The following is a 23,562-nucleotide window of genomic DNA, read 5'->3' on the forward strand; positions in this document are numbered from 1 at the left end:
GATGCGACTGGTCGTGGACTTCTCCCGCTGCGAGAGCAACGCGGTCTGTGTGGGGCAGGCGCCGGAGGTGTTCGACGTCGGTGAGGACGACCGTCTGCACATCACCGAACAGCCGTTGGAAGGCTCGCTGGCCAACCGGGTGCGCGAGGCCGCCCGCCGCTGCCCGAAGCAGGCGCTGTCCGTCGTGGACGACTGACGACGTACCCGATCCCGGCACGCCCGTGCCTGCACCGGGTCGAGGACGTAGGGGCTACGCCTGCGCATCGGATCCTTTGCTCTGCTTCAACGGAGGCAACACCCGGTGTCCGGATAACGGACGCGTGGTGTTGCGTGGGTTGAAGCAGAGCAAAGGACGGGCCTAAACATCCCCCGCCGCCCGCCGCCCGCGAAGCGCGGTGGCGTCGGAGCTAGCGGACGGCGTACGCCTCCCGGATGGCCGTCCAGACCCGCTCGGCGGTCACCGGCATGTCGATGTGCCGCACGCCCAGGTGGCGGACGGCGTCGACCACGGCGTTCTGCACCGCCGGCGGAAGTCCCACCGCACCCGACTCGCCCAGGCCCTTGGCGCCCAGCGCGTTCACCGGAGTGGGGGTCTGCGTCGCCACCGTCTCGAACGAGGGCAGCTCGGCCGCGCCGATCATGGCGTACCGGTGCAGGTCACCGTGCAGGGGTGTGCCGTCGGCGGCGAAGCGGACCTCCTCCACCAGCGCCTGACCGGCGCCCTGCGCCAGGCCGCCGTGCACCTGCCCCTCGGCCAGCAGCGGGTTGAGCAGCACACCCGCGTCGTCGACGGCCACCACCCGGCGCAGGGTCACCTGACCGGTCTCGGTGTCGACAAGCGCCACCGCCAGGTGCGCGCCGAACGGGCAGGTCGCCGCCGTCGGCTGGAAGGTCGCCTCGGCCGACAGCCCACCGTCAGGCCCGTCGGCGGTGGCCAGCTCGGTCCAGTGGACGACGTGCCCGGTGGCCGAGCGGAAACGTCCCTCGGTGTACTCCACCTCGTCGCGGGCCACGCCCAGGTGTCCGGCCGCCGCGTCCCGGCCCCGCTCCATGAGGGCCAGGGCCGCTTCGCGGACCGCCATGCCGCCGGTCTGCAACGACCGGGACCCTCCGGTGCCGCCGCCTGCGGGGATCGTCGCGGTGTCGGAGTGGCGTACGTCGACGCGGTCCAGCGCCACGTCGAGCACGTCGGCGGCGAGCATCGCCCACGCGGTGACATGACCCTGCCCGTGCGGGCAGGTGCCTGATCCGACGGTGAACCGACCGGTGGTGTCGACGCGGATCGAGGCGTACTCGCTGCGGGTGTCCGCGCCGGTGATCTCCACGAAGGTGGACAGGCCGATGCCGAGCTGCTGGACGTCGCCGCGCTCGCGGCGGGCCGCCTGCTCGGCGCGTAACGCCGGGTAGTCGGCCTCGGCGAGCACCCGATCCAGCGCCGCCGGGTAGTCGCCGGTGTCGTAGCGGGCGCGGGTCACCGTGGTGACCGGAAAGCTCTCCGGCGGCAGCAGGTTGCGCCGACGCACCTCGGCCGGGTCCAGGCCGATCTCCGCCGCGTACACGTCGACCATCCGCTCCAGCGCGGCGACGGCCTCCGGCTGCCCGGCGCCCCGGTACGACACCACGGGCGTGGTCGTGGTGGTGACGCTGGACGAGCTGAACTTCGCCCGGCTGATCGCGTACGGGCCGGTGAGCATCGTCCGGGTCCAGAACGGCAGGATCGCGCCGATGCGCGGGTACGCCCCGGCGTCCTGCACGACCTCCAGCGCGTACGACACGATCCGCCCGTCGCGGGTGCCGCCCAGCTCGGCGCTCTGGTGCTGGGCCCGGCCGTGCCCGGCGGCGGTCATGCTCTCGCTGCGGGTCTCCGCCCAGCGCACCGGGCGGCCGAGCCGGCGGCTGGCCCAGGCGACGAGGATGTCCTCCCGGCTGGCGAACGCCTTGGAGCCGAACGCCCCGCCGACGTCGCCGTTGACCACCTGGACCCGGTCCTCCGGCTCACCGAGGGCCGCCGCGAGCTGGCCGCGCCACAGATGCACGGCCTGACTGCCGGCGCGGTAGCGCAGCCCGTCCGGCCCCCACTCGGCCTGCCCGGCGCGGGCCTCCAGGGGGCAGGGCGCGACCCGGGGGTTGCGCATCCGCTGCCGGACGACCACCTCGGCGCCCTCGTGCAGCTCGGCGCGTCCGGCCGGGCGCCGAAAGCCCAGTTTGAGCACCATGTTCGTGCCGGCCTCGGGGTGCAGCACCAGCTCGTCGGCGAGGGCCTCCTCGACGTCGACCAGCACCGGCAGGGGCGCGATGTCGGCCGCGACGAGGGCGGCGGCGTCGACCGCCTCGGCGCGGCTGGTCGCCAGCACCGCGGCGACGGGTTCGCCGACGAAACGCACCACGCCGTCGGCGAGCACCGGGGTGGTCATCTTCTGGTTCAGCACCCCGGCCTCGGGTGGTAGGGGCGGCAGGTCCACGTCCGCCGCCGTGAACACCGCGACCACGCCGGGGGCCCGGCGGGCGGCCTCGGTGTTCACACCCCGCAACCGGCCGTGGGCCACTGTCGAGCGGACGACGACCAGCTCCAGCGAGCCGGGCACCCGCACGTCGTCGACGTACGTGCCGCCGGTGGTGAGCAGGGCGCGGTCCTCGGTACGACGGACCGGTCGGCCGATCAGTGACATCTGCGACTCCTGGTTGCTGCGGCCGGGCGCCCGCTCAGGCGGGGGTGACGGCGAGCGGGATCGACGCGTACGACCGGAAGAGGGCGCTGGGCTCGCGGACCGGGTCGGCGGCCAGGTCGATGTCGGTGAGCCGGTGCGCGAGCCGCTCGAAGACGACAGCTCCCTCGATGCGGGCCAGCGCGGCGCCGAGGCAGCCGCGTACGCCCCCGCCGAAGCCGACGTGCGGGTTGGGGTGCCGGCCGATGTCGACGCGAGCGGGGTCGGCGAAGACGTCCTCGTCGTGGTTGGCGCAGCCGAGCAGGAGGAAGACCGACCGGCCGGGCCGGATCACCCGGTCGCCGACCGGGATCGGGGCCAACGCCAGCCGCGCGGTGTACTGGATCGGGGCGTCGAACCGGACGAACTCCTCGGCCGCGGTGGCGGCCAGCGACGGGTCGGCGCGCAGCCGACGCCACTCGTCGGGCCGGTCGGCCAGGGCGATGCTGCCGGTGCAGACCATGTTCATGGTCGTCTCGTAGCCGGTGAAGCAGAGGAAGACGATGTTGTCGACGACCTCGTCGATCCCCTCGGCGGGGTCCGCCACGGCGAGCATACGGTCGAGCAGGTCGCCGTTCGGATCGGCGTGCCGGTCGGCGAGCAGGTCGCGGACGTACCCGCGCAGCCACGCGAGGGCCTCGTCGGCCGCCGCGCGGTCGGCCTCGGGCAGGAACGGCGTGAAGGCCCGGCCCAGCGCCGCCGAGCGGGGCCAGACCTCGGCCCGGGTCCGCGCCGCCGGCAGGCCGATGAGTTCGCACACGACTGTCGCGGCGACCGGGAACGCCAGGTCGGCGACGGCGTCCAGGCGGCCGGCGTCCAGCGCCGGGGCGAGCAGCTCGTCGACGAGGTCGCCGACGCGGCTCGCGGTGCGCCGGGCCACGCCGGGGCTGAACGCGCGGACGATCTGCTGGTGCAGCCGGCTGTGGTCGTCCGGATCGCGGGTGGGGATGATGCGGCGGAACACCTCGCGGGAGAGATCCTGTGCCATCCGGAACTGCGGGTCGTCCTCCGGGAAGGTGTTGCTCAGCCGGCGGTCGCGCAGCAGCGCGGCCACGTCCCGGTGTCGGGTCACGCCCCAGCTCGCCGGCCCGAAGCGGCACAGCGGGCCGGCCGCCCGCATCCGCGTGTACGTCGGGTAGGGGTCGGCGACGACCTCGGGCGCGAGCGGGTCCATCCGCGCCGGCAGGACGCGGCCGGCGGGGCTCACGGCCGCACCGCCACGGGCACGCTGGCGTACGAGCGCAGCGTCCCGTCGGTCTGCCGGCGGGCCGGGCCGGCCGGGGTCAGCGTGCCGAAGGTGCGCAGCAGGGTCTCGAACGCGACCTGCGCCTCCACCCGGGCCAGGTAGCCGCCGAGGCAGTGGTGGATGCCGCCGCCGAAGGACAGGTGCGGGTTCTCCGCGCGGGTGATGTCCAGGCGGTCCGGCGCGGCGAACTGGTCGGGGTCACGGTTCGCGCTGCCGAGCAGCAGGATCAGCACCCGCCCGGCGCGGATGGTGCGCTCGCCGACGTCCAGATCCTCCCGGGCGAGGCGGGCGACGCCCTGGATCGGGGCGTCGTAGCGCAGGAACTCCTCGACCGCCCGGGGGGTCAGGGTCGGGTCCGACCGGAGCAGGGCGAGCTGGTCGGGGTGATCGAGGAGGGCGGCCACCCCGGTGGCGATCAGGTTGGTGGTGGTCTCGAAGCCGGCGAAGAAGGCGAAGACCGCGTTGTCCACGATCTCGTCGTCGCCGAGCACGGCGCCGTCGTCGTCGGTCGCGGCCAGCATCCGGGACAGCAGGTCCTCACCGGGTTCGGCGCGACGCCGCTGAAGGATGTCGCCGAGGTAGCCGCGCAGCCACTCGACCGCCCGGTCGGCGGCCGGGCGGTCGTCGTCGGGCACGATCGCGGCGAACGCCTTGCTCAGGTCCAGCGCGTACGGGCGGATGCGCTCGTGGTCGGCCGGCGGGATGCCCATCAGGGCGCAGACCACCATCACCGGCAGGGGAAAAGCGAGATCCGAGACCGCGTCGAAACGTCCGGTGCGGGTCGCCGGGGCCAGCAGCTCGGTGACCATCTGCTCGATGCGGGGGCGCAGCCGGCGGACCAGGGCGGGGCTGAACGCCTTGGCCATCAGCCGCCGCAGCCGGCCGTGCTCGGGCGGGTCGCGGTAGAGGATGATGCTGCCGAAGAAGTCGCCGGCCGCGCCGTCGCCGGCCGACATCCGGTGGTAGGCGACCGGGAACTCGCTGCCCAGGCGCGGGTCGCGGACCAGCCGGGCGACGTCGGCGTAGCGGGTGACACCCCAGCTGCCGGGGCCCATCCGGCACAGCGGGCCGGCCGCCCGCAGCGCCGCGTAGGTGGGATAGGGGTCGGCCACCACCGCGGGATCACGGGCGTCGAATCTCGGCGGCATGCCGGTACGGGCCGAGGTCATGCCCGCCAGTATGCTCAACCAAAGATACGAGAAACAAGTACTTCCGAGATACGCGAAACACTATTAGGCTTCCGAGCCATGACCGAGACCGTGGTGAGCGCTGACCCCCGGATCATCGCGATGGAGTTGCTGATGAAGGCCCCGGCCACCGTCAGCAGCCCGTACCCGCACTACCACGCGCTGCGGACCGCAGCGCCCAAGTACCGGATGGAACAGCCCGGTCAGGGTGTGGGTTGGGTGCTCACCGCGTACGACGACTGCCGGGCCGCGCTGCGCAACCCGTCGCTGGACAAGTCCGCGCAACGCCCCCGGATGGGCGACTCCCGTGGCCGCGAGGGCGCCCGCACCCTGCTGTTCCTCGACGGGCCGGAGCACACCCGGCTGCGCGGGCTGGTCAGCCGGGTGTTCACCCCGCGGCGTACCGAGACCCTGCGCCCCCGACTGACCGCCTTCGTCGACGGGCTGCTCGACGACATCACCGCCCGCATCGGCCCCGGCGGCGGCGAGGTCGACATCGTCGGCTCGTTCGGCTTCCCGCTGCCGGTCATGGTGATCGGCGAGCTGGTCGGCGTGCCGCCGGAGGACTGGCCGCTGCTGCGCCGGCTCACCCGCGCCGCGTCCGGCGGGCTGGAGATCTTCGCCCCGGAGGAGGTGCTCAAGGCATCCGATCAGGCGCTCGGCGAGATGGAGGAGTACTTCGCCGACCTGGTCCGCAAGCGCCGCGAGGATCCCCGCGACGACCTCGCCTCCGCGCTCGGCCAGGTCGAGATCGACGGTGACCGGCTCTCGGTCGACGAGCTGATCCAGGTGATCGTGCTGCTCTTCGGCGCCGGCTTCCAGACCATGACCGACCTGATCGGGCTCGGCACGCACGCGCTGTGCCGCAACCCCGACCAGTTGCAGCGGCTGCGCACCGAACCGGAGCTGACCCGCTCCGCGGTCGAGGAGCTGCTGCGTTTCGACTCCCCGGTGCACGTGCTGGGCCGGGCCGCCTTCGAGGACACCACCTTCGTCGACGGCACCCCGCTCAAGAGCGGCGAACACGTCATCACCCTGATCGGCGCGGCCAACCGTGACCCGGCCCGCTACGCCGACCCGGACCGGCTCGACATCGCCCGTTTCGCCGGCGCCGAACCGCCGGAGACGCCGCTGTCGTTCGCCTGGGGCCCGCACCACTGCCTCGGCGCGCAGCTCGCCCGCGCCGAGGGGCAGATCGCCTTCCGCCGCCTGGTGGACCGGTTCGCGGTCATCGAGCTGGCCGACCCGGACGCCGACGAGATCGACCTCGAATGGCGGCACAGCAGCACGTTCCGGGGCCTGGAGGAGCTGCGCGTCCGGCTCGTCCCGGCCTGAGCACCAGCGAACCACCACGCGCCGACCAGGAGGGGGAGTCCATGCCGGAGGCGGTGATCGTCGAGGCGGTGCGGACGCCGATCGGCCGGCGCGAGGGTGCGCTGTCCGGCCTCAAGGCCGTGCAGCTGCTGCGGCACGTGCAGGTCGAGGTGCTGCGCCGCTCCGGCATCGCACCCGGCGAGGTGGAGCAGATCATCGGCGGTTGCGTCACGCAGGTCGGCGAGCAGAGCCTCAACGTCACCCGCAACGCCTGGCTCAACAGTGGACTCGACTACGAGGTCGCGGCGAGCACCGTCGACGCCTCCTGCGGCTCCGCGCAGCAGGCCAACCACCTGATCGCGGCGCTCATCACCGCCGGCGCCATCGACGTGGGCATCGCCTGCGGCGTGGAATCGATGAGCCGGGTGCCCGTCGGCACCAACCTCTACCAGGGGCCCGGCCACTACAAGACACCCGACTACCCGTACGACGATCCGCCGAAGGCGCAGTTCGGCGGCGCCGAGCGGATCGCGGCCCGGCAGGGGCTGACCCGCGCGGACGCCGACGCCTACGGGCTGCGCTCGCAGCAGCGCGCGGCGCGGGCCCGCGACGAGGGCCGCTTCGACCGGGAGATCACGCCGGTGCCGCTGCCCGACGGCACGTCGGTCGACGCCGACGAGGGCATCCGCGACACCACCGCCGACGGGTTGGCCGCCCTGCGTCCGGTGCTCCCGGACGGCATCCACACCGCCGGCACCACCTCGCAGATCTCCGACGGCGCCGCGGCGATCCTGTGGATGTCGCGGGAGCGGGCCGACGCGCACGGCCTGCGGCCCCGGGCCCGGCTGGCGCACCAGGTCGTCACCGGCGCCGACCCCTACTACCTGCTCGACGGCCCCACGGTGGCCACCCGCAAGCTGCTCAAGCGCGCCGGCATGACCCTCGACGACATCGACGTCGTGGAGGTCAACGAGGCGTTCGCCGCGGTCGTGCTGTCCTGGGCCGCGCACCACGACGCCGACCTGGACCGGGTCAACGTCAACGGCGGCGCCATCTCGCTCGGGCACCCGCTGGGCAGCAGCGGCACCCGGCTGCTGGTGACCGCCCTGCACGAGCTGGAACGCGCCGACGGCGAGGCAGCCCTGGTCACCATGTGCTGCGGCGGCTCGCTCGGCACGGCGTCGCTGCTGGTGCGGGAGTAGGCGGCATGGACACCGAGACGCGCACCGCGCCGGCCCGCGACGCCGCGGCCTTCTACGCCGACGCCCGCCACGACCTGACCGGGCCGTTGCACGGCGTACGGGTCCTGGACGTCACGAAGGTCTGGTCCGGCCCCATCGCGAGTTGCGTCCTGGCCGACCTCGGCGCGGACGTCCTGCGCGTGGAGATGCCCGGCAACCGGGAGGGGTTGATGCCCCCGGACATTCCCGGCACCGGCCTGTCCTGGTTCCGCCAGAGCGTGCACCGCAACAAGCGCAGCATCGGGCTCGACCTGCGCCGCCCCGGCGCGGCCGAGGTCTTCCTGCGGCTCGTCGCCACCGCGGACGTGGTGGTGGAGAACTACAAGCCCGGCACGCTGGACGCCTGGGGCGTCGGCTACCAGGCGTGCCATGCGGTCCGGCCGGACGTGGTGCTGGTCTCCGTCTCCGGCTACGGCCAGTACGGCCCGGACGCGCAGCGACCCGGGTACGACCCGACCACCCAGGCGGCCGCCGGCTGGATGGCGCTCAACGGCGACCCCGACGGCGCTCCGCTGAAGGCGCCCACCTTCCTCGCCGACGACCTCGCCGGGCTGCACGCGGTGATCGGCGCGCTCGCCGCGCTGCGCCACCGCGACCGCACCGGCGAGGGTCAGCACGTCGACGTGAGCATGCTCGACTCGCTGCTGTTCTCCAGCAACGGCTACCTCACCCTCGGTGCGACCGGGGTGCCGCTGCGCCGCTGGGGCGACCAGGCCGACTTCGTGGTGCCGGCCGGCTGCTTCCGGTGCGCCGACGGCCACGTCTACGTGGCGGTCGCCCTGGACCGCTCCTGGCGTCGCCTGGCCGAGGTCGTCGGCCGCCCGGAACTGGCCCGCGCGCCCGGGTACGCGACGAACGAGGAACGCCGCGACAACCGCGCCACGGTCAACGCTGTCCTCGCCGACTGGTGCGCCGGGCGGAGTTGCGCCGAGGTGGTCGACATCCTCGACGCCAACGGGATCACCGCCGAGCGGGTGCGGACCTTCGCCGAGGCCGCGACCGACCCGCAGGTGCACGCCCGGGCCATGGTGCAGGAGACGGTGCTGTCCAACGGCAGCACCGCGCCGCTGACCGGGCCGGCGGTCAAGTTCTCCCGGACACCGACCGCCGTCCGCTCCGGCGCCCCCGAGCCCGGCGCGGACACCGACCGGGTTCTCGACGAGGTGGGCGTCGACGCGGCCACGCGGGACCGGCTGCGCGCGCAACGGGCCATCGGATGAGCAGGGGGTGACATGACAACGGCAGGCGACGCGCCGCGCTGCGCGCTGGTGACCGGGGTGTCCCGGGGAATCGGCCGGGCCGTCGCGCTGCGGCTCGCGGCGCAGGGGTATGCGGTGGCGGGCTGCTACAGCGCGCCGAGTGAGGCCGCGGACAAGACCCGGGCGGAGGTCGAGGCGTACGGGGTCGGGTCGTGGTTCGGGCCGTGCGACGTGACCGACCCGAACGCGGTCGACGCGTTCGTCACCGCCGCCGAGCGGCACCTCGGGCCGCTCACCGCGCTGGTCAACAACGCCGGCATCACCCGGGACCGGCCGCTGGTGCTGATGGCCCCGGACGAGTGGCACGACGTGATCGGCACCAACCTCACCGGCACCTGGAACACCTGCCGGACCGTCGCGTTCCGCTTCCTCAAGCGACGCCGCGGCGCCATCGTCAACCTGTCCTCGGTGGCCGGGATCACCGGCAACACCGGGCAGACCAACTACGCCGCCAGCAAGGCCGGCATCATCGGGCTCAGCCTGTCGCTGGCCAAGGAGGTCGCCGGGTACGGCGTACGGGTCAACGTCGTCGCCCCCGGTTTCATCGAGACCGACATGACCGCCGCGCTGCCGGCGAAGCTGCGCGAGCAGGCGTTGGGGCAGATCCCGCTGGGCCGCTTCGGTGCGCCCGCCGACGTCGCCGACCTGGTCGAGTTCCTGCTCTCCGACCGCGCCGGCTACGTCACCGGCCAGGTGATCCGGGTGGACGGGGGGATCGTGCTGTGACCGCCGCACCCGCGTTCAGCGCCGCGACCCGCCCCGTCGACACGTACGAGGCCGCGGCGGCGCCTCTGCCGGCCATCGACTGGGTCGAGGTGTCCGCCGGGCCGCGTGGCGGGATCAGCCTGCGCGCCGGCACCACCGTCGACGCCGCGGACGTCTACCTGGCCGGGCACTTCCCCGAGCTGACCGTCTATCCGGGCGTGTTCACCCTGGAGACGATCGGGCAGGCCGTGACGTCGGCGGTCGGCTACTGCGCCGGCCGGCTGCCCCAGCTGCACCGGTTGCGATCCGCCCGGTTCCTCGCCCCGCTGCTGGCCGGCGACACGCTCATCGTCGAGGCGTCGGTCGGCCCGGTCGGCGACGACCAGTCCTTCGACGTCGCCGCCCGGTGCGTACGCGGCGACGGGGTCCACGCGGCGACGGTGCGCGCCGTCTACCGCTGGCCGAGCGCGGACGGCGGGAACGCCTGATGAGACTCGACCATGGCGAGCTGCGGGCCCTGCTGCCGCACCGGTACCCGATGCTGCTGCTCGACCGGGTCGACAGCGTCGAGCCGGGAGTGCGCCTGGAGGCCGTGAAGGCGGTCACCGGCTGCGAGCCCTGCTATCGGGGGATCGCCGAGGGGCAGGCCCCCGACCGGTACGCCTACCCGGCCTCGCTGCTGATCGAGTCGTTCGGTCAGGGCGCGGCGGTGCTCTGGCTGCTGTCGCGCGGGCCGGGCACGACCGGGCTGCCGATGTTCACCGCGGCCCGGGACTGCGTGCTGCTGCGCCCGGTGTACCCGGGCGACGTGATCCGGCACCGGGTTCGACTGGAACAGGTCGTGCACGGTGCCGCGTTCGCCGCCGGATCCAGCTGGGTGGGGACCGACCAGGTGGCGGAGTTCGGCTCGATGATGGCGGTCGTCCGACCGGTCGACGCCATCGCGGAGCGGAAACGATGAGAGGAAGAGGGAACCCCGATGAGTGAACGCGACAAGCACATGGCGGAGCTGCGGGAGATCGTGGCGGAGGTGCTCGAGTTGGAACCCGAGGAGGTCGCCGACACCGCCGACTTCGTCGAGGAGTACGAGGCGGACTCGTTGCGGGCGATCGAGATCCTGGCCCGGATCGAGAAGAAGTACAAGGTGGAGATCCCGCAGGCCGAGTTGAACGAGATGCGCAGCCTCAAGGCCGTCCACGAGGTGGTGGCGCGACACGCCGGCTGGCAGGACTGACCGTGCACCGCGTGGTCGTCACCGGGCTCGGGCCGGTGTCCGGCATCGGCATCGGCGTGAACGAGTTCACCGCCGGGCTGCGCTCCGGCCGGTCGGCCGCCGCGCCCATCACGAGCTTCGACGCGAGCGGATTCCCGCACCACTTCGCCGGTGAGGTGCCCGCGTTCCGGCCGGAGGCGCTGCTGCGGAGGCTGCGGGTCGCCGACTGGGGCCGCTCGGCGCTGTTCGCGGCGGCGGCTGCCCGGCTGGCCGCGATGGACGCGGGTCTGTCGCTGCCGGCCACCGACCCGGCGCGCGTCGGCGCGGTCGTCGGCACCACCAGCGGTGAGTCCACGGTGGTGGAGCAGCTGACCGCCGAGCTGGTGGCCGGCGGCTACCCGGCCATGTCCGCCGAGGCGCTGCGGCAGGCGCCGGCCGAGCGGCTGTCCTATGCGGTGAGCGCGGAGCTGGGGCTGGCCGGGGAGTCGGTCACCCTCACCACCGCCTGTTCGGCCAGCAACTACGCCATCGGGTACGCGTACGACCTGTTGTGCTGGGGTGAGGCGGACGTGATGGTGGCCGGCGGCGCCGATTCGGTGTGCCGGTGGGCGCACGCCGGCTTCTACCGGCTCGGCGCACTGACCGAGCGGGCCTGCCGGCCGTTCGACCGGGACCGCTCCGGCATCCTCACCGGTGAGGGCGGCGCGGCCCTGGTGCTGGAGACCCTGGAGCACGCGCAGGACCGGGGCGCCCGGATCTACGCCGAGGTGCTCGGGTACGGCGTCAACTGCGACGCCCACCACATGGTCGCGCCCAACGAGGAGAGCGTCGCGGCGTGCATGCGGCTGGCCCAGGAGAACGCCGGCGTCAAACCGGAGGACATCGACTACATCAGCACGCACGGCACCGGCACACCCGCCAACGACCTGTGCGAGGCGCGGGCCATCCGGGCGGTGTTCGGCGACCGGGTACCGCCGGTCAGCTCGATCAAGTCGATGCTCGGCCACACCATGGGCGCCGCGAGCGGGTTCGGCGCGATCGCCACCACGCTCGGCATCCGGCACGGGTTCCTGCCGCCGACCATCAACTGGGCCAACCCCGACCCGGAGATGTCCTGGATCGACCCGGTGCCGAACACCGCCCGCCCGGCGACGGTACGGGTCGCGCAGAACAACGGCTTCGCGTTCGGCGGCAACAACGCCATCACGATCTTCGGGGCGATCCGGTGACCGGCCTGGTGACCGGCTGGGGAGTGCTCAGCGCGGCCGGGGACTCGGTCACCGAGCTGCTGGCCGCCGTCCGCGCCGGCACGGTCGTCGGCGTCGACGTGCGGGACCGCTTCGACGAGCCGCTGCCCACCGAGCAGGCGCCGGCGATCGCCGACTTCGACGTACGCCGGCTGCTGGGCCGCAAGGGCACCAGCTTCCTGGACCGGGCGACCGCGCTGGCCATGGTGGCCTGCGGGCGGGCGCTGGCCGACGGGGGGCTCACCCCCGACGACGACAACCGGCACCGCGTCGGCGTGGTGCTGGGCACCACCACCGGCAGTCTGAAGTCGACGATGGACTTCTCCCGCGAGACGCTGGTGCAGGACAAGCCGTACCTGGTCAACCCGGTGTTGTTCCCGAACACGGTGATGAACTGCGCCAGCGGCCAGGCCGCGATCCGCTACGGGCTGCGCGGCGTCAACGCCACAGTGGCCGGCGGCCCGCTCGCCTTCCTGTACGCGCTGCGCTACGCGCTCAACGCCCTGCGCCGGGGGTACGTCGACGCCCTGCTGGTCGGCGGGGTCGAGGAGTACACGCCGAACACGGCGTGGGCGGCGCAGCTGACCGGCGCCGGCCCGGCCGGTGAGGCCGCGGCGGTCTACCTGCTGTGCCGCCCGACGCCCGGCCGCACCGGGGCGCCGCGCGCCCAGGTGCTCGCGGTGGCCACCGGTTTCCAGCCGGAGCCCAGCGTCGACGGGCTCGCCGGCTGCGTACGTCGGGCGCTGGCCACGGCGAAGGTCCGACCGGCCGACGTGTGGGCGATCGCGAGCGGCGATCTCGACGCCGACAGCCTGTCCGAGGTGGTGCCGGCGGCCGCGCAGCGGTTGTCGGTGCGTCCGGCGCTGGGTGACTGTCAGTCCGCCACCGGCGCGCTGGCGCTGGGTGTGCTGCTGGGCCGCTACGCCGAGGACCCGGACGCGCGCGGTCGGCCCGCGCTGATCGTCGGGCGGTCCCGCGACGGCGCGGTCGCCGCGGCCGTGGTGCGGGGGTAGGACATGGCCGCCACCATCACCGCCACAGCGGTCCGTACCTGCTTCGGCGACGGCCCGGCCACCGTCGCGGCGCTGCTGCGCGGCGCGTGCGGCGCCGCCGGGCTGCGGCGGTCGGACCCGGCCCGGGTGGGGGTCGGCCACGGCTACCCGATCGACGACGATGGCCCGTTCGGCCCGAGCCGCTGGCTGACCGACTGCGTGGCCGAGGCCGTCGCCGCCGCCGGCCTCGATCCCCGTCGACAGCGGGTGGTCGGTCTCGTCGGCACCGGGCTGCGCGAGTCGGCCGAGGTGGAACGGGCGGCGCTGGCGGGCTCGGTGGACTTCCCCACCGAGCGGCTGCACTTCGCCGCCGCCGTCGCCAGCGCGGCACCCGGCGTGCGGCAAGTGGTCACCCTGGCCAACGCGTGCAGCGCCGGCGGTTCCGCCCTCGCCCTGGCCCAGGACCTGGTGGAGACCGGCGAGGCGGACGCCGTGCTGGTCGGCGGCACCGACGGCAGCAGCGCCTCCATGCTCGCGATGATCGGCCGGGTGGCCGCCCGCCCGACCAGCCGGGTGCAGCCCTTCGACGCCGACCGGGCCGGTGTGCTGCTCGGCGACGGCGCGGCGGTGCTGGTGGTCGAGCCGGAACGACCCGGCGGGCTGGCCCGGCTGCTCGCCACCGGGCTGTCCTGCGACGCCGGACACGAGACGGCGCCCGATCCGGCGGGCATCCTGCGGGCGGTCCACGACGCCCACCACCGCGCCGCGCGCCGGCCCGACCAGGTCGACCTGGTGCTGGCGCACGGCACCGGCACGACGCTGAACGACGAGACCGAGGCGCGGGTCATCGCCGAGGTGTTCGCCGGTTGCGAGCCCGGCCCCCTGGTCACCGCCCTCAAGGGCGCCGTCGGCCACACGTCGGGAGGATCGGCGCTGCTCAGCGTCGCTGTCGCCGTCGAGATCCTGCGCACCGGCCGGGTGCCGCCGGTGGTCGGGCTGACCCGGCCGGCGTCCGAGGCGGCCGCGCTGCGGCTGGTCCGCGACGCGGCCGTGCGGGCGGACGTCCGGGTGGCTCAGGTGGACGCGTTCGGCTTCGGCGGTCTCAACGCCGTCACCCTCCTGGAGGCGGTGCGATGACCGGCCGCGCCCACGCCGGGCACCTCGCCCCGACGCCGGATCGCAGCGTGCCGCCGTCCGCGTCCCGCCGGCCGGGCCAGGTGACCCGGCCGGGTCGGTCCACGGCGGACACGCCGCCCGGGGCCGACCCGGATCGACCGGTGGCCGCCGTTCTCGCGGCGGCACCGCACCTGCCGGGAGCAAGTCTGCGCGGAGTCGACCTGCCGGCGGGTGTCGGCGAGGCGTGGGCCGCCGACGAGGAACCCGCCTGCCCACCCGAGCGGGCCGCCGACCTGCTGGGACGCAAGGGTCTGCTGGCCAAGGAGCCGGCCACCCGGCTCGCCCTCTGCGCCGTGCACCGGGCGCTGGGCCGCGCGCCGAAGGCGCCCCGCCCGAGCGGGCCGGCGGATCCGCGTACCGCCGTGGTGGTCAGCTCCAACCTGGGCAACGTCGCCACCGTCGGCGACATCGCCCGCCGACTGCGCGAGGGCGGCCCGCGCGAGGTCGGCCCGCTGGAGGCGCCGAACGCCTCCAGCAACGTCATCGCCGGCGCGATCGCCATCTGGTTCCGCTTCGGAGGCCCCAACCTCACCGTCTGCTCCGGGGCCACCGCCGGCCTGGACGCGATCTGGCTGGCCGGGCTGCTGCTTCGTACCGGCCGCGCCGACCGGGCCGTCGTGGTCGGCACCGAACCGGACGACCCGCAGGCCCAGGCCCTGCACGCCGCCCGGGACGGCGCCACCGCCGCCCGCCCGCTGCGCGCCGGGGCGGCCTGCCTGCTGCTCGGCCGGGTCGACGCCGAGCCGCACCCGTTGGCCCTGCTGGGGCCCGTGCGGTCGGGCGTACCCGTCGGCGGCACACCACGCGGCCCGCTGGTCGACGCGGCCGCCGTGGCGGGCGACCACTACGGCGCCGCGGGGGTCGTGCACACGGCGCTGGCCGTACGCCTGGTCGGCGCCACCCCGCACGTCACGGTCCGCTGCGGCGACCCCGTCGACGGCATGCGCGAACTCGACGTCCGGGCGGCGCGGCGATGAGCGGCACGCCACCGGCGGTCGCCGTGCACCGGCTCGCCGGCCCGGACACCGGAACGCCGACCGTGCTGCTCGCGCACGGTATGTCCGACGCCTGGCGGAGCTGGCGACCCCTGGCGCAGCGGCTGCCCACCGGTTGGCGGCTGCTCGCGGCCGAGTTGCCGTGGAAGGCCGGCACCGATCACCGCTGGCGGCGTCGGGGCACCCCGGGCGCCTGGCTCGCCGCTGCCATCCGTGCCCTGGCCACGCCCCCCGACGTCGTGGTCGGCCACTCGCTCGGCGCGAACGCGGTGCTGGAAATGCTCGCCACCGAACCGGACGTCGCGCCGCGCGGGGCGATGCTCATCGCGCCGTTCTACTGCCCGCCCGACCTGGCGGTCACCTGGGCGGTGCACGAGCGGGCGCAGGCCAACTTCGTCCAGATCATCGACGAGGGGCTGCGCCACCGCCTCGGCCCCCGGCTGGCCGACCTGGACGCGGAAACCCTGACCGCCATGCGGGACATCATGGTGGACCGGATCGGGCCGGTCGGCTTCACCACGCTGTTCGACCACTTCACCGCGACCGCCGGCCTGCCGCTGCACGCGGTGACCGTGCCGACCATGGTGCTCACCGGTGGCCGGGACCCCGGCCTCGACGGCCCGCGCGTCGGCGCGCTGCGGGCCGAACTTCCCGACGCGCACGTCGTCGTGGAGCCGGATTTTCACCACTTCTGTCATCTCGACCGGGCGGCCGAGGTGGCCCGACACGTCGCGGGCTTCGTCGAGAAGGTCTGCCCCGACTCCGCGATCCGAGGAGGTACGCCGTGACCACGGCGGTTGAGAACGCATCCGTGACGCTGTCCGCCCGGCCCGGGTTCGAGGGCGCGAACATCCGCACCTGGATCGGCTTCAAACACTTCGCGTACTTGGTGGAGCAGGGTGTGCTGCAGTGGTTCCGGGAGCGGGGGCACGGCCCCGGCCGGCTCTACCACGAGCACGGCGTGGGGCTGTCGATCCGGGACTGTTCGCTGCTGCTGCCCGCCGTCCTCGACGTCGACGACACCGCGACGGTGGTGGCGAGCACCGCCGCCAACGGTCGGTTCGCGGTGCGGATGGGTGTGCGCCGCGACGCCGACGTGACCGTGTGCCGGGCCCGGGTGCGGGTGGCCCTGGTGCGGGAGGCGGACGTACCGCAGGCGGCGCCGCTGCCGGCGGAGCTGGCCGGTCTGGTCGAGGAGCCGGCCGCCGGCGAGCCGGGCGCCCCCGCCGGCGCGGACCCGGCCGATGAGTTGCGCGCCGCCGGGGCGGGATTCGTCTGGCCGTGGCGGGTGCCCTACTTCTACTGCCAGTACTCGCAGCGGATGCAGCACTCCGGGTACGTCCGGCTGCTGGAGGAGGTGGTGGACCGCTACCTCGCCGACCGGGGTGTGTCGGTGGGCCGGATGCTGCGCGAGCGGGGCTGGATCCCGGTGGTCTCCCGCGCCCGCATCGAGGTGCTCGGCGACGCCCACCTCGACGAGCCCGTGTGGGTCAGCTTCACCGTCACCGACGTGCTCAAGGACGTCACGTACGACGCGCGGATGGACTGCCACGTCGTCCGCGACGGTCGCCTGGTCCGGGTGGCGACGGCCAGCATCCTGCACGGGTACGCGGTCAGCCGCGGCCCGGAGGCGGGCCGGCTCGCCACCCTCGACGGGGACACCGTGGCGGCGTTGACCGGTGGGCGGCGGTGATGGCCGCCAAGCAGCCCCGCCTGTACTTCTCCTTCCGCAGCCCGTACAGCTGGCTGGCCGTGGAGCGGCTGACCCGGGCGCTGGGCCGGCCGCAGGAGGTACTGGAGTTCATCCCCTACTGGGACCCGGACGCGCGGACGCAGGAGGCGCTGACCGCCCGTGGCGGCGCCTTCCACTACGTGCAGATGAGCAAGCCGAAGCACCTGTACCTGCTCCAGGACGCCAAGCGGCAGGCCCAGCGGCTGGGCCTGGCGATGCGCTGGCCGATCGACATCGACCCGTGGTGGGAGGTCCCGCACCTGGGCTGGCTGGCCGCCCGGGAACAGGGCGCGGGGGAGGCGTTCTACCGGGAGGTGATCGCCGCCCGCTGGCAGCGGGGCGAGGACGTGTGCACCCCCGAGGTGATCTCCGAGGTGGCCGAGCGGGCCGGGGTGGACCCGGCGGTGGTGCTCGGCGCGGTGGAGGACGAGACCGTCCGGGCGGCCGGGGCGCAGTGCCTGCTGCGGGCGTACGAGGAGGACATCTTCGGCATCCCCTACCTGCGGCTGGGTCCACACCGGTTCTGGGGCGTGGACCGGGTCGACGACTTCCTCGCCGCGTACGCCGAGCGGACCGGCACGCCGGTCGCGGCGCCCCCCGCGGTGCCGGCGGGCGTGGGCGGGTACGACACCGACACCGGAGGCGGCTGTGGCTGAGCGACGAGACCCGGAACAGGAACGCGCCCACCGCCGCCGGCAGTTGGTCCTCACGCTGCGCGCGTTCGCCCTCGCGGGGTTCGACGAGGGCGCTGGCGGCCACGTCACCGCCCGGGACCCGATCGAGCCGGACACCTTCTGGATCAACCCGTTCGGCCGGCACTTCGCCCATGTGCGCGACGACGACCTGCTGCGCGTCGACCACACCGGCGACGTGGTCGACGGTTCCGGCCGGATCAACCCCGCCGGGTACGCCATCCACTCGGCCATCCACAAGGCCCGCCCGGACGTGGTGGCCGCCGCGCACACCCACTCGATCCACGGTCGGGCGTTCTCGGCGCTCGGCCGGCCGCTCGCGCCGATCACCCAGGACGCGTGCGCCTTCTTCGAGGACCACGAGGTCCACGACGAGTACGGCGGCGTCGTCCTCGACGGCGCGGAGGGTGACCGCATCGCGGCGACGCTGGGCACCGGCAAGGCCGTCGTCCTGCGCAACCACGGGCTGCTCACCGTCGGCGGCTCGGTGGCCGAGGCGGCCTGGTGGTTCCTGGCGATGGACCGCTGCTGCCAGGTGCAGCTGCTCGCCCAGGCAGCCGGCGAGCTGGTGGTGATCCCCGCCGACGCGGCTCGGGCCGCGCGGGCGGACATCGGCACCGCGCAGATCGCCCGACTGAACTTCCGGCCGGTCGCGGAGCACGTCCTGGCCGTCAGCCCCGACCTCACGCACGGCACCACGCCCAGACAGGAGTGACGAGTGGCCGAGCTGCTGAAGACCATGGTCCGGGACCGGGCCGGCGACGTCGCGCTGACCGACGAGCGGACCACCCGGACGTGGGCGGAGCTGGACCGGTCGGTGGACCGGTGGATCGGCGTGCTGCGCGGGGCTGGCCTGGACGTCGGTGACCGGGTGGCGTTCGTGCTCGGCAACCGGCACGAGACGTTCGAGGCGCTGCTCGCCTGCGTGCACGCGGGTCTGGTGGCGGTGCCCGTCAACTGGCACCTCACCGCGCCGGAGATCGCCCACATCCTGACCGACTGCGGCGCGCGGGCGGTGCTCACCGAGGAGGCGTACGCGCCGACGGTGCGCGACGCGGTGGCGCGTACGTCGGGCGGCCCCGACCTGCTGGTGACTGTCGACGGCGGGGACGGGTTCACGGCGGTGGACGACCTGCCGGCGGGCCCGGGCGTCCCGGCGCTCTCCGGCGGCGTGCTGCTCTACACCTCGGGCACCAGCGGACGCCCCAAGGGAGTGGTCAACCCGCTGCTCAAGGTGGGCGCCCCGATCGACCGGGTGGCCGCCACCACCGAGGCGCTCGGCGGCGGCCTGGGCATTCCGACGCAGGGGCAGGCGCTGCTGGTCGGCCCCTGGTACCACTCGGCGCAGTTGTTCTTCGCCCAGTTTCCGCTGCTGCGCGGCTGTGGGCTGGTGCTGCGCCGCGGGTTCGACCCGGTCGAGGTGCTGCGCGTGATCGACGACGAGAAGATCACCATCAGTCATCTGGTGCCGACCCAGTTCATCCGTCTGCTGCGGGTCGACGCGGGGACCCGGGCGGCGTTCTCCGGCGCCAGCCTCGCCCGGATCTGGCACGGTGGCGGCCCCTGCCCGCCGGAGACCAAGCGGGCGATGATCGAGTGGTGGGGGCCGGTGTTCGTGGAGTACTACGCCGCGACCGAGGCCGGCATCGTCACCCTGGCCGACTCGCACACCTGGCTGGCCCGGCCGGGCACGGTGGGCCGGCCGGCGCCGCCGACCGAGGTGGTGGTGGTCGACGACGAGGGCCGGCCGGTGCCCGCCGGGCAGGAGGGCCGGGTGGCCGTGCGGCGGCCCCCGGGCCGGGGGTTCCACTACCACAACGCTCCGGAGCAGACCGAGCAGGCGCACGTCGCCCCGCACACCTTCACCGTCGGCGACCTGGGCCACCTGGACGCCGACGGCTACCTGTTCCTCACCGGCCGCTCGGCGGAGCTGATCGTCACCGGCGGCGTGAACGTCTATCCCGCCGAGGTGGAGGCGGTGCTGTCGACGCACCCCGCCGTGCAGGACAGCGTGGTCATCGGTGTGCCGGACGACGAGTTCGGCGAGCAGGTCCGGGCGGTGGTGCAGCTCGATCCGGCGTGGCCGGTCCAGGGCGTCGAGCAGGCCCTCGACGCGCACTGCCGGACCAGCCTGGCCGGCTTCAAGGTGCCGCGCTCGTACGAGGTGGTCGACCGGATCCCGCGCGAGCCCACCGGCAAGGTGCCCCGCCGGGCGTTGCGGGACCGCTACCGGCGGGCCACGGTGTCGCCGGGCCTGCTCGCGGACCCGGCGACCTTCCTGACCGGCGTGCCGCACGACGAGTTCGCCCGCCGCCGACGGGCGGCGCCGGTGGCCTGGGTCGAGGAGGTCGAGCTGACCCGCACCGACCAGGACCGGTCGGTGCGGTCCCGGGGGCCGGGTTTTTGGGCCGTCACCCGCCACGCCGCGGTGTCCGCGGTGTCCCGTGACCCGGCGACGTTCTCGTCGGCGGCCGGCGGGGCGTTCCTTGCCGACCCCCGGACCCCGGAGGATCTGCACCGCAACCGGCAGCTTCTGATCAACATGGACGCTCCGGAGCACGCCTGGGTGCGGCGGCTGGTGGCGGGGGCGTTCACACCCCGCGCGGTGGGTCGCCTCGGTGAGCTGGTGACCCGGCATGCCGAGGAGGTCATCGCCCGGGCGGTGGCCGCGCGCGACATCGACGTGGTGGCGGACCTCGCGGCCGAGCTGCCGCTGCTCGTCCTCACCGACCTGCTCGGTGTGCCCCGGGCGGACCGCCGGTTGCTGTTCGAGTGGAGCAACAACCTGGTCGGGTTCGACGATCCCCGCTACGGCGGTGGCAGCGTGCAGCGCTACCGGGACACCTTCGCGGGGGCCTTCTCCTACGTCCGGCAGCTGGCGGCCCAGCGACGGGCCGCGCCCACCGACGACCTGCTGAGCCTCCTCGTGCACGCCGAGGCCGACGGCCGGGGCCTGACCGACGCGCAGCTGTGCCAGCTGTGGCTGCTGCTGGTCATCGCCGGCAACGAGACCACCCGGCACCTCATCTCCAACGGGGTGCAGGCGTTGCTGGAGCATCCCGAGCAGCGGGACCGGCTGATCGCCGAGCCCGACCTGACCGCGAGCGCGGTGGAGGAGCTGCTGCGCTGGGTCACGCCGATCATGCAGTTCCGGCGCACCGCCACCCGCGACACCGTCCTCGACGGAACCCGCATCGCCGCCGGGGACAAGGTCGTCGTCTACTACATCTCGGCCAACCGGGACCCGGCCGCGTTCACCGATCCCGACCGGTTGGATCTCGCCCGCGATCCCAACCCGCACCTGGCGTTCGGTATCGGTCCGCACTTCTGCCTGGGCGCGCACCTGGCGCGGCTGGAGATGGCGGCCTTCCTCACCGCGATCCGTCCGCATCTGGCCCGGCTCCGACTGACCGGGCCGGTACGCCGGATGCGGACCAACTTCATGAACGCCGTCACCGCGATGCCCGCGCGCTTCGACGTCGCGCCGGAAGGGGAGTGACCCCATGCCACTGGACCTGCACTGGTTCCTGCCGACGCACGGAGACGGCCGTGACCTGGCCGAGCCCGCCCGCGGTGGCGGAGGCCGGCCGGCCCGGATCACCCGCCGCCCGCCGGATATCGGCTATCTGGCGCAGGTGGCGCGCGCCGCCGACCGGTTGGGTTTCGCCAGTGTGCTCACGCCCGCCGGGCTTTTCTGCGAGGACCCGTGGGTGGTGGCGTCCGCGCTGGCCGCGCAGACGCAACGGCTGAAGTTCATGATCGCGTTACGGCCGGGGCTCGCCTCGCCCACGCTTGTCGCCCAGATGGCCGCGTCCCTGCAACGTGTCTCGGCGGGCCGGGTGCTGCTCAACATCGTGGCCGGCAGCGACCCGGACGAGCAGCGCCGCTACGGCGACTGGCTGGACCACGACGCCCGCTACGCCCGCGCGGAGGAGTTCCTCACCGTGCTGGGTGGACTGTGGACCGGCCAGCCGGTCGACCACAGCGGCGAGCACTACCGGGTGAAGGCCGCCCTGCTGGCCCGGCCGCCGGCCACCGCCCCGGCCGTGTTCCTGGGCGGGTCCTCGCCGGCGGCGCAGCGGGCGGCCGCCCGGCACGCGGACGTGTACCTGGCCTGGGGTGAGACACCGGCCCAGCTCGGCGAGCTGCTGGGTCGGGCACGTGAGCAGGCGGCGGAGGCCGGCCGCACGCTGCGCACCGGGAGTCGACTCCACGTGATCACCAGGGACACCGCGCGGGAGGCGTGGGCCGAGGCGGACCGTCTCCTCGCCGGCGTCGACCAGGCGCGGATCGCCGCCGCTCGGCAGCGCTTCGCGCGTACCGACTCGGAGGGCCAGCGGCGGGCGGCGGCGCTGCACGCCGACGGCAACGCCCGGATGGAGGTGTACCCGAACGTCTGGGCGGGCTACTCCCTGATCCGGCCCGGTGCCGGCGCGGCGCTGGTGGGCAGCCACGAGGAGGTCGCGGAGCGGATCGCCGAGTACCACGCCGCCGGGGTGGACCATCTGATTCTGTCCGGGCAGCCACACCTGGAGGAGGCGTACTGGTTCGGCGAGGGCGTGCTGCCGCTGCTGCGCCACGACGGCCTCCTGAGTGGCGGGGCCGACGCGGACGACGGGGCCGGCACGCACGCCGGGGCCGCCCGGCGGACCCCGGAGCTGGCGGTGGGCCGATGATCGGGCCGGTCGCGGAGTTGCCGATGACCGCGCTGATCGGCAACCCGAAACCCCATTCCCGTACGCGGACCGTCGCGTTGGCCACCGCGGCGGCACTGCATTCCCGACTGACCCACGGCCCGACCCCCGTCGGAGCGCCGACGGTGATCGACCTGGCCGAGCTGACGGCCGAGCTGGTCGGTCAGGGCAGCCGGCCGGAGACGCTCGACGAGGTGCTGGAGGCGGTACGCCGACCGGGGCTGCTGCTGGTGGCCAGCCCCACGTTCAAGGCGGCGTACAGCGGCTTGCTGAAGCTCTTCGTCGACGTGCTGCCCCGGGGTGCGCTCACCGGGGTGGTGGCGGTGCCGTTGATGACCGCCGCCCGGTCCGGTCACCGGCACATCGTCGACACCTACCTGGGCGCCCTGCTGGCCGAGGTGGGCGCGTGCGTGCCCACGGCGGGCCTGTGCGTGCTGGAGCGCGAGTTCGACACGGCGGAGGTCGGCATCGAGCGCTGGTTGGACCGGGCGACGCCGGCGGTGGTGGACGCGCTGGCCGTGGTGCCCGGCGTGCCGGCCGAGCCCGGAGTCAGCCGGCGTTGACCTCGGTGTCGTGCTTGCGGCGCATCCGGCTGATCCAGCCCTGTGCCGTGTGCACCGGAACGTCGAAGTGCTCGGCGACGCGGCTGATCGTGCCGACCTGCTCGTAGACCGCCTCCAGGTCCGCCGGGTCGGGCGCCCGGCGGTACGCGCGACCGGCCTTGAGTCGGCTGAGCCGGTCCGGTTCGCCGGCCCGGCGTGCCGGTCGGGGCGGCTGCGGCCGGGGTGCGGTGGTCGCGGTGGTCGCGGGGACCGGCCCGACCGTCACGGCCGGACGGGGTGCGGCCTCGGCGCGACTCCGGTCCCGGTCCTGCGGGGGGATGAAGGCGCGCAGCAGGGCGTCGAAGTCGACGTACGGCAGCTCGCCGGTCAGACCGGCGCTCTGCGGCGCGCGGACGGTGAGCTCCCGCACGACCGGGTGGCCGTTGCCGGTCTCCAGACGCACGACGGTCTGGGCCACCGGGCCGGTGATCTCCTCACCGTCGTCCTCCACGGGCACGATGGTGATGATGTATTGACTCACGACGATGCCTTTCCTGCGCATCTCCGGGCGAGCCAGTGCGGCTTCCGGCCCCCCGGTCAGCCCTGTCGGGTTTGACCGGTG

23 protein-coding genes are annotated in these 23,562 nt (G+C 74.3%); 19 read left to right on the forward strand and 4 right to left on the reverse strand.

Features of this window, described 5'->3' with window-relative positions:
- The first annotated feature begins 1 nt into the window (after position 1).
- The gene (locus ACFYPH_RS23910; protein ID WP_234584997.1) at positions 2–196 is read left to right on the forward strand and encodes a ferredoxin; all 195 of its coding nucleotides are present in this window, start codon (positions 2–4) and stop codon (positions 194–196) included.
- 211 nt (positions 197–407) lie between these two features.
- Here ACFYPH_RS23910 and ACFYPH_RS23915 read toward each other — a convergent pair whose 3' ends face one another.
- Genes ACFYPH_RS23915 through ACFYPH_RS23925 form a run of 3 tightly spaced genes read right to left on the reverse strand, consistent with a single transcriptional unit; the run spans position 408 to position 5,120 of the window.
- A complete protein-coding gene (locus ACFYPH_RS23915) occupies positions 408–2,669 on the reverse strand; it encodes a xanthine dehydrogenase family protein molybdopterin-binding subunit (protein WP_387184701.1) in 2,262 nt (753 codons plus the stop codon).
- A gap of 34 nt (positions 2,670–2,703) precedes the next feature.
- Complete coding sequence (locus tag ACFYPH_RS23920; protein ID WP_387184704.1) at positions 2,704–3,912, reverse strand: cytochrome P450; 1,209 nt, start codon at positions 3,910–3,912, stop codon at positions 2,704–2,706.
- Positions 3,909–5,120: a cytochrome P450 gene (locus ACFYPH_RS23925; RefSeq protein WP_387184707.1), complete on the reverse strand. Its 1,212-nt coding sequence runs from the start codon at positions 5,118–5,120 to the stop codon at positions 3,909–3,911. Before ACFYPH_RS23925 ends, ACFYPH_RS23920 begins: the two co-directional genes overlap by 4 nt.
- Positions 5,121–5,198: 78 nt before the next feature.
- On the opposite strand from ACFYPH_RS23925, the gene ACFYPH_RS23930 reads away from it, so the two are divergent.
- From ACFYPH_RS23930 to ACFYPH_RS24015, 18 genes are read left to right on the forward strand one after another with little or no spacing between them, the layout of a single operon-like run.
- Positions 5,199–6,473, forward strand: a complete 1,275-nt coding sequence (locus tag ACFYPH_RS23930; protein ID WP_355067532.1) for a cytochrome P450 — start codon at positions 5,199–5,201, stop codon at positions 6,471–6,473.
- 41 nt (positions 6,474–6,514) lie between these two features.
- Positions 6,515–7,654 carry a steroid 3-ketoacyl-CoA thiolase gene (locus ACFYPH_RS23935; RefSeq protein WP_387184710.1) on the forward strand — a complete coding sequence of 380 codons (1,140 nt, stop codon included), beginning with the start codon at positions 6,515–6,517 and terminating at the stop codon, positions 7,652–7,654.
- Between the two features lie 5 nt (positions 7,655–7,659).
- Complete coding sequence (locus ACFYPH_RS23940) at positions 7,660–8,913, forward strand: CoA transferase (protein WP_354855237.1); 1,254 nt, start codon at positions 7,660–7,662, stop codon at positions 8,911–8,913.
- 12 nt (positions 8,914–8,925) lie between these two features.
- The gene (gene fabG / locus ACFYPH_RS23945) at positions 8,926–9,678 is read left to right on the forward strand and encodes a 3-oxoacyl-[acyl-carrier-protein] reductase (protein WP_355138877.1); all 753 of its coding nucleotides are present in this window, start codon (positions 8,926–8,928) and stop codon (positions 9,676–9,678) included.
- On the forward strand, positions 9,675–10,145 hold the full coding sequence (locus tag ACFYPH_RS23950) for a hypothetical protein (RefSeq protein ID WP_355067540.1): 471 nt from the start codon (positions 9,675–9,677) through the stop codon (positions 10,143–10,145). The genes fabG and ACFYPH_RS23950 overlap by 4 nt, the downstream gene beginning before the upstream one ends.
- Positions 10,145–10,618, forward strand: a complete 474-nt coding sequence (locus tag ACFYPH_RS23955; protein WP_387184714.1) for a 3-hydroxyacyl-ACP dehydratase FabZ family protein — start codon at positions 10,145–10,147, stop codon at positions 10,616–10,618. The genes ACFYPH_RS23950 and ACFYPH_RS23955 overlap by 1 nt, the downstream gene beginning before the upstream one ends.
- Positions 10,619–10,636: 18 nt before the next feature.
- Positions 10,637–10,891 carry an acyl carrier protein gene (locus ACFYPH_RS23960; protein ID WP_355067542.1) on the forward strand — a complete coding sequence of 85 codons (255 nt, stop codon included), beginning with the start codon at positions 10,637–10,639 and terminating at the stop codon, positions 10,889–10,891.
- A gap of 2 nt (positions 10,892–10,893) precedes the next feature.
- A complete protein-coding gene (locus tag ACFYPH_RS23965) occupies positions 10,894–12,099 on the forward strand; it encodes a beta-ketoacyl-[acyl-carrier-protein] synthase family protein (RefSeq protein ID WP_387184717.1) in 1,206 nt (401 codons plus the stop codon).
- Complete coding sequence (locus tag ACFYPH_RS23970; protein WP_355067545.1) at positions 12,096–13,130, forward strand: beta-ketoacyl synthase N-terminal-like domain-containing protein; 1,035 nt, start codon at positions 12,096–12,098, stop codon at positions 13,128–13,130. Before ACFYPH_RS23965 ends, ACFYPH_RS23970 begins: the two co-directional genes overlap by 4 nt.
- 3 nt (positions 13,131–13,133) lie before the next feature.
- Entirely contained in the window at positions 13,134–14,246 is a 1,113-nt protein-coding gene (locus ACFYPH_RS23975) for a beta-ketoacyl synthase N-terminal-like domain-containing protein (RefSeq protein ID WP_354855244.1), read from the forward strand.
- Positions 14,243–15,262 carry a beta-ketoacyl synthase N-terminal-like domain-containing protein gene (locus ACFYPH_RS23980; RefSeq protein ID WP_387184721.1) on the forward strand — a complete coding sequence of 340 codons (1,020 nt, stop codon included), beginning with the start codon at positions 14,243–14,245 and terminating at the stop codon, positions 15,260–15,262. Before ACFYPH_RS23975 ends, ACFYPH_RS23980 begins: the two co-directional genes overlap by 4 nt.
- The gene (locus tag ACFYPH_RS23985) at positions 15,259–16,068 is read left to right on the forward strand and encodes an alpha/beta hydrolase (protein WP_354855246.1); all 810 of its coding nucleotides are present in this window, start codon (positions 15,259–15,261) and stop codon (positions 16,066–16,068) included. Before ACFYPH_RS23980 ends, ACFYPH_RS23985 begins: the two co-directional genes overlap by 4 nt.
- Positions 16,065–16,973, forward strand: a complete 909-nt coding sequence (locus tag ACFYPH_RS23990; protein ID WP_355067550.1) for a thioesterase family protein — start codon at positions 16,065–16,067, stop codon at positions 16,971–16,973. Before ACFYPH_RS23985 ends, ACFYPH_RS23990 begins: the two co-directional genes overlap by 4 nt.
- Positions 16,973–17,668 carry a 2-hydroxychromene-2-carboxylate isomerase gene (locus ACFYPH_RS23995; protein ID WP_387184725.1) on the forward strand — a complete coding sequence of 232 codons (696 nt, stop codon included), beginning with the start codon at positions 16,973–16,975 and terminating at the stop codon, positions 17,666–17,668. Before ACFYPH_RS23990 ends, ACFYPH_RS23995 begins: the two co-directional genes overlap by 1 nt.
- The gene (locus ACFYPH_RS24000; RefSeq protein ID WP_354855249.1) at positions 17,661–18,419 is read left to right on the forward strand and encodes a class II aldolase/adducin family protein; all 759 of its coding nucleotides are present in this window, start codon (positions 17,661–17,663) and stop codon (positions 18,417–18,419) included. The genes ACFYPH_RS23995 and ACFYPH_RS24000 overlap by 8 nt, the downstream gene beginning before the upstream one ends.
- Positions 18,420–18,422: 3 nt before the next feature.
- Complete coding sequence (locus tag ACFYPH_RS24005; RefSeq protein ID WP_387184729.1) at positions 18,423–21,203, forward strand: cytochrome P450; 2,781 nt, start codon at positions 18,423–18,425, stop codon at positions 21,201–21,203.
- A gap of 4 nt (positions 21,204–21,207) precedes the next feature.
- Positions 21,208–22,380, forward strand: a complete 1,173-nt coding sequence (locus ACFYPH_RS24010; RefSeq protein WP_387184732.1) for an LLM class flavin-dependent oxidoreductase — start codon at positions 21,208–21,210, stop codon at positions 22,378–22,380.
- On the forward strand, positions 22,377–22,961 hold the full coding sequence (locus ACFYPH_RS24015; RefSeq protein WP_387184735.1) for an NAD(P)H-dependent oxidoreductase: 585 nt from the start codon (positions 22,377–22,379) through the stop codon (positions 22,959–22,961). The genes ACFYPH_RS24010 and ACFYPH_RS24015 overlap by 4 nt, the downstream gene beginning before the upstream one ends.
- On the opposite strand, the gene ACFYPH_RS24020 is transcribed toward ACFYPH_RS24015, so the two are convergent.
- Positions 22,948–23,481, reverse strand: coding sequence for a hypothetical protein (locus tag ACFYPH_RS24020; RefSeq protein WP_387184738.1), 534 nt, complete (start codon positions 23,479–23,481; stop codon positions 22,948–22,950). The genes ACFYPH_RS24015 and ACFYPH_RS24020 overlap by 14 nt on opposite strands.
- Positions 23,482–23,562: the final 81 nt, after the last annotated feature.

The sequence above is a fragment of the Micromonospora sp. NPDC005252 genome, assembly GCF_042872475.1.
Classification (GTDB): domain Bacteria; phylum Actinomycetota; class Actinomycetes; order Mycobacteriales; family Micromonosporaceae; genus Micromonospora.

Coding starts and splice junctions, on each gene's coding strand:
- ACFYPH_RS23910 (WP_234584997.1), top strand. CDS start 2: ATGCGACTGGTCGTGGACTTCTCCCGCTGCGAGAGCAACGCGGTCTGT.
- ACFYPH_RS23915 (WP_387184701.1), bottom strand. CDS start 2,669: ATGTCACTGATCGGCCGACCGGTCCGTCGTACCGAGGACCGCGCCCTG.
- ACFYPH_RS23925 (WP_387184707.1), bottom strand. CDS start 5,120: ATGACCTCGGCCCGTACCGGCATGCCGCCGAGATTCGACGCCCGTGAT.
- ACFYPH_RS23930 (WP_355067532.1), top strand. CDS start 5,199: ATGACCGAGACCGTGGTGAGCGCTGACCCCCGGATCATCGCGATGGAG.
- ACFYPH_RS23935 (WP_387184710.1), top strand. CDS start 6,515: ATGCCGGAGGCGGTGATCGTCGAGGCGGTGCGGACGCCGATCGGCCGG.
- ACFYPH_RS23940 (WP_354855237.1), top strand. CDS start 7,660: ATGGACACCGAGACGCGCACCGCGCCGGCCCGCGACGCCGCGGCCTTC.
- fabG (WP_355138877.1), top strand. CDS start 8,926: ATGACAACGGCAGGCGACGCGCCGCGCTGCGCGCTGGTGACCGGGGTG.
- ACFYPH_RS23955 (WP_387184714.1), top strand. CDS start 10,145: ATGAGACTCGACCATGGCGAGCTGCGGGCCCTGCTGCCGCACCGGTAC.
- ACFYPH_RS23960 (WP_355067542.1), top strand. CDS start 10,637: ATGAGTGAACGCGACAAGCACATGGCGGAGCTGCGGGAGATCGTGGCG.
- ACFYPH_RS23975 (WP_354855244.1), top strand. CDS start 13,134: ATGGCCGCCACCATCACCGCCACAGCGGTCCGTACCTGCTTCGGCGAC.
- ACFYPH_RS23980 (WP_387184721.1), top strand. CDS start 14,243: ATGACCGGCCGCGCCCACGCCGGGCACCTCGCCCCGACGCCGGATCGC.
- ACFYPH_RS23985 (WP_354855246.1), top strand. CDS start 15,259: ATGAGCGGCACGCCACCGGCGGTCGCCGTGCACCGGCTCGCCGGCCCG.
- ACFYPH_RS23995 (WP_387184725.1), top strand. CDS start 16,973: ATGGCCGCCAAGCAGCCCCGCCTGTACTTCTCCTTCCGCAGCCCGTAC.
- ACFYPH_RS24010 (WP_387184732.1), top strand. CDS start 21,208: ATGCCACTGGACCTGCACTGGTTCCTGCCGACGCACGGAGACGGCCGT.
- ACFYPH_RS24015 (WP_387184735.1), top strand. CDS start 22,377: ATGATCGGGCCGGTCGCGGAGTTGCCGATGACCGCGCTGATCGGCAAC.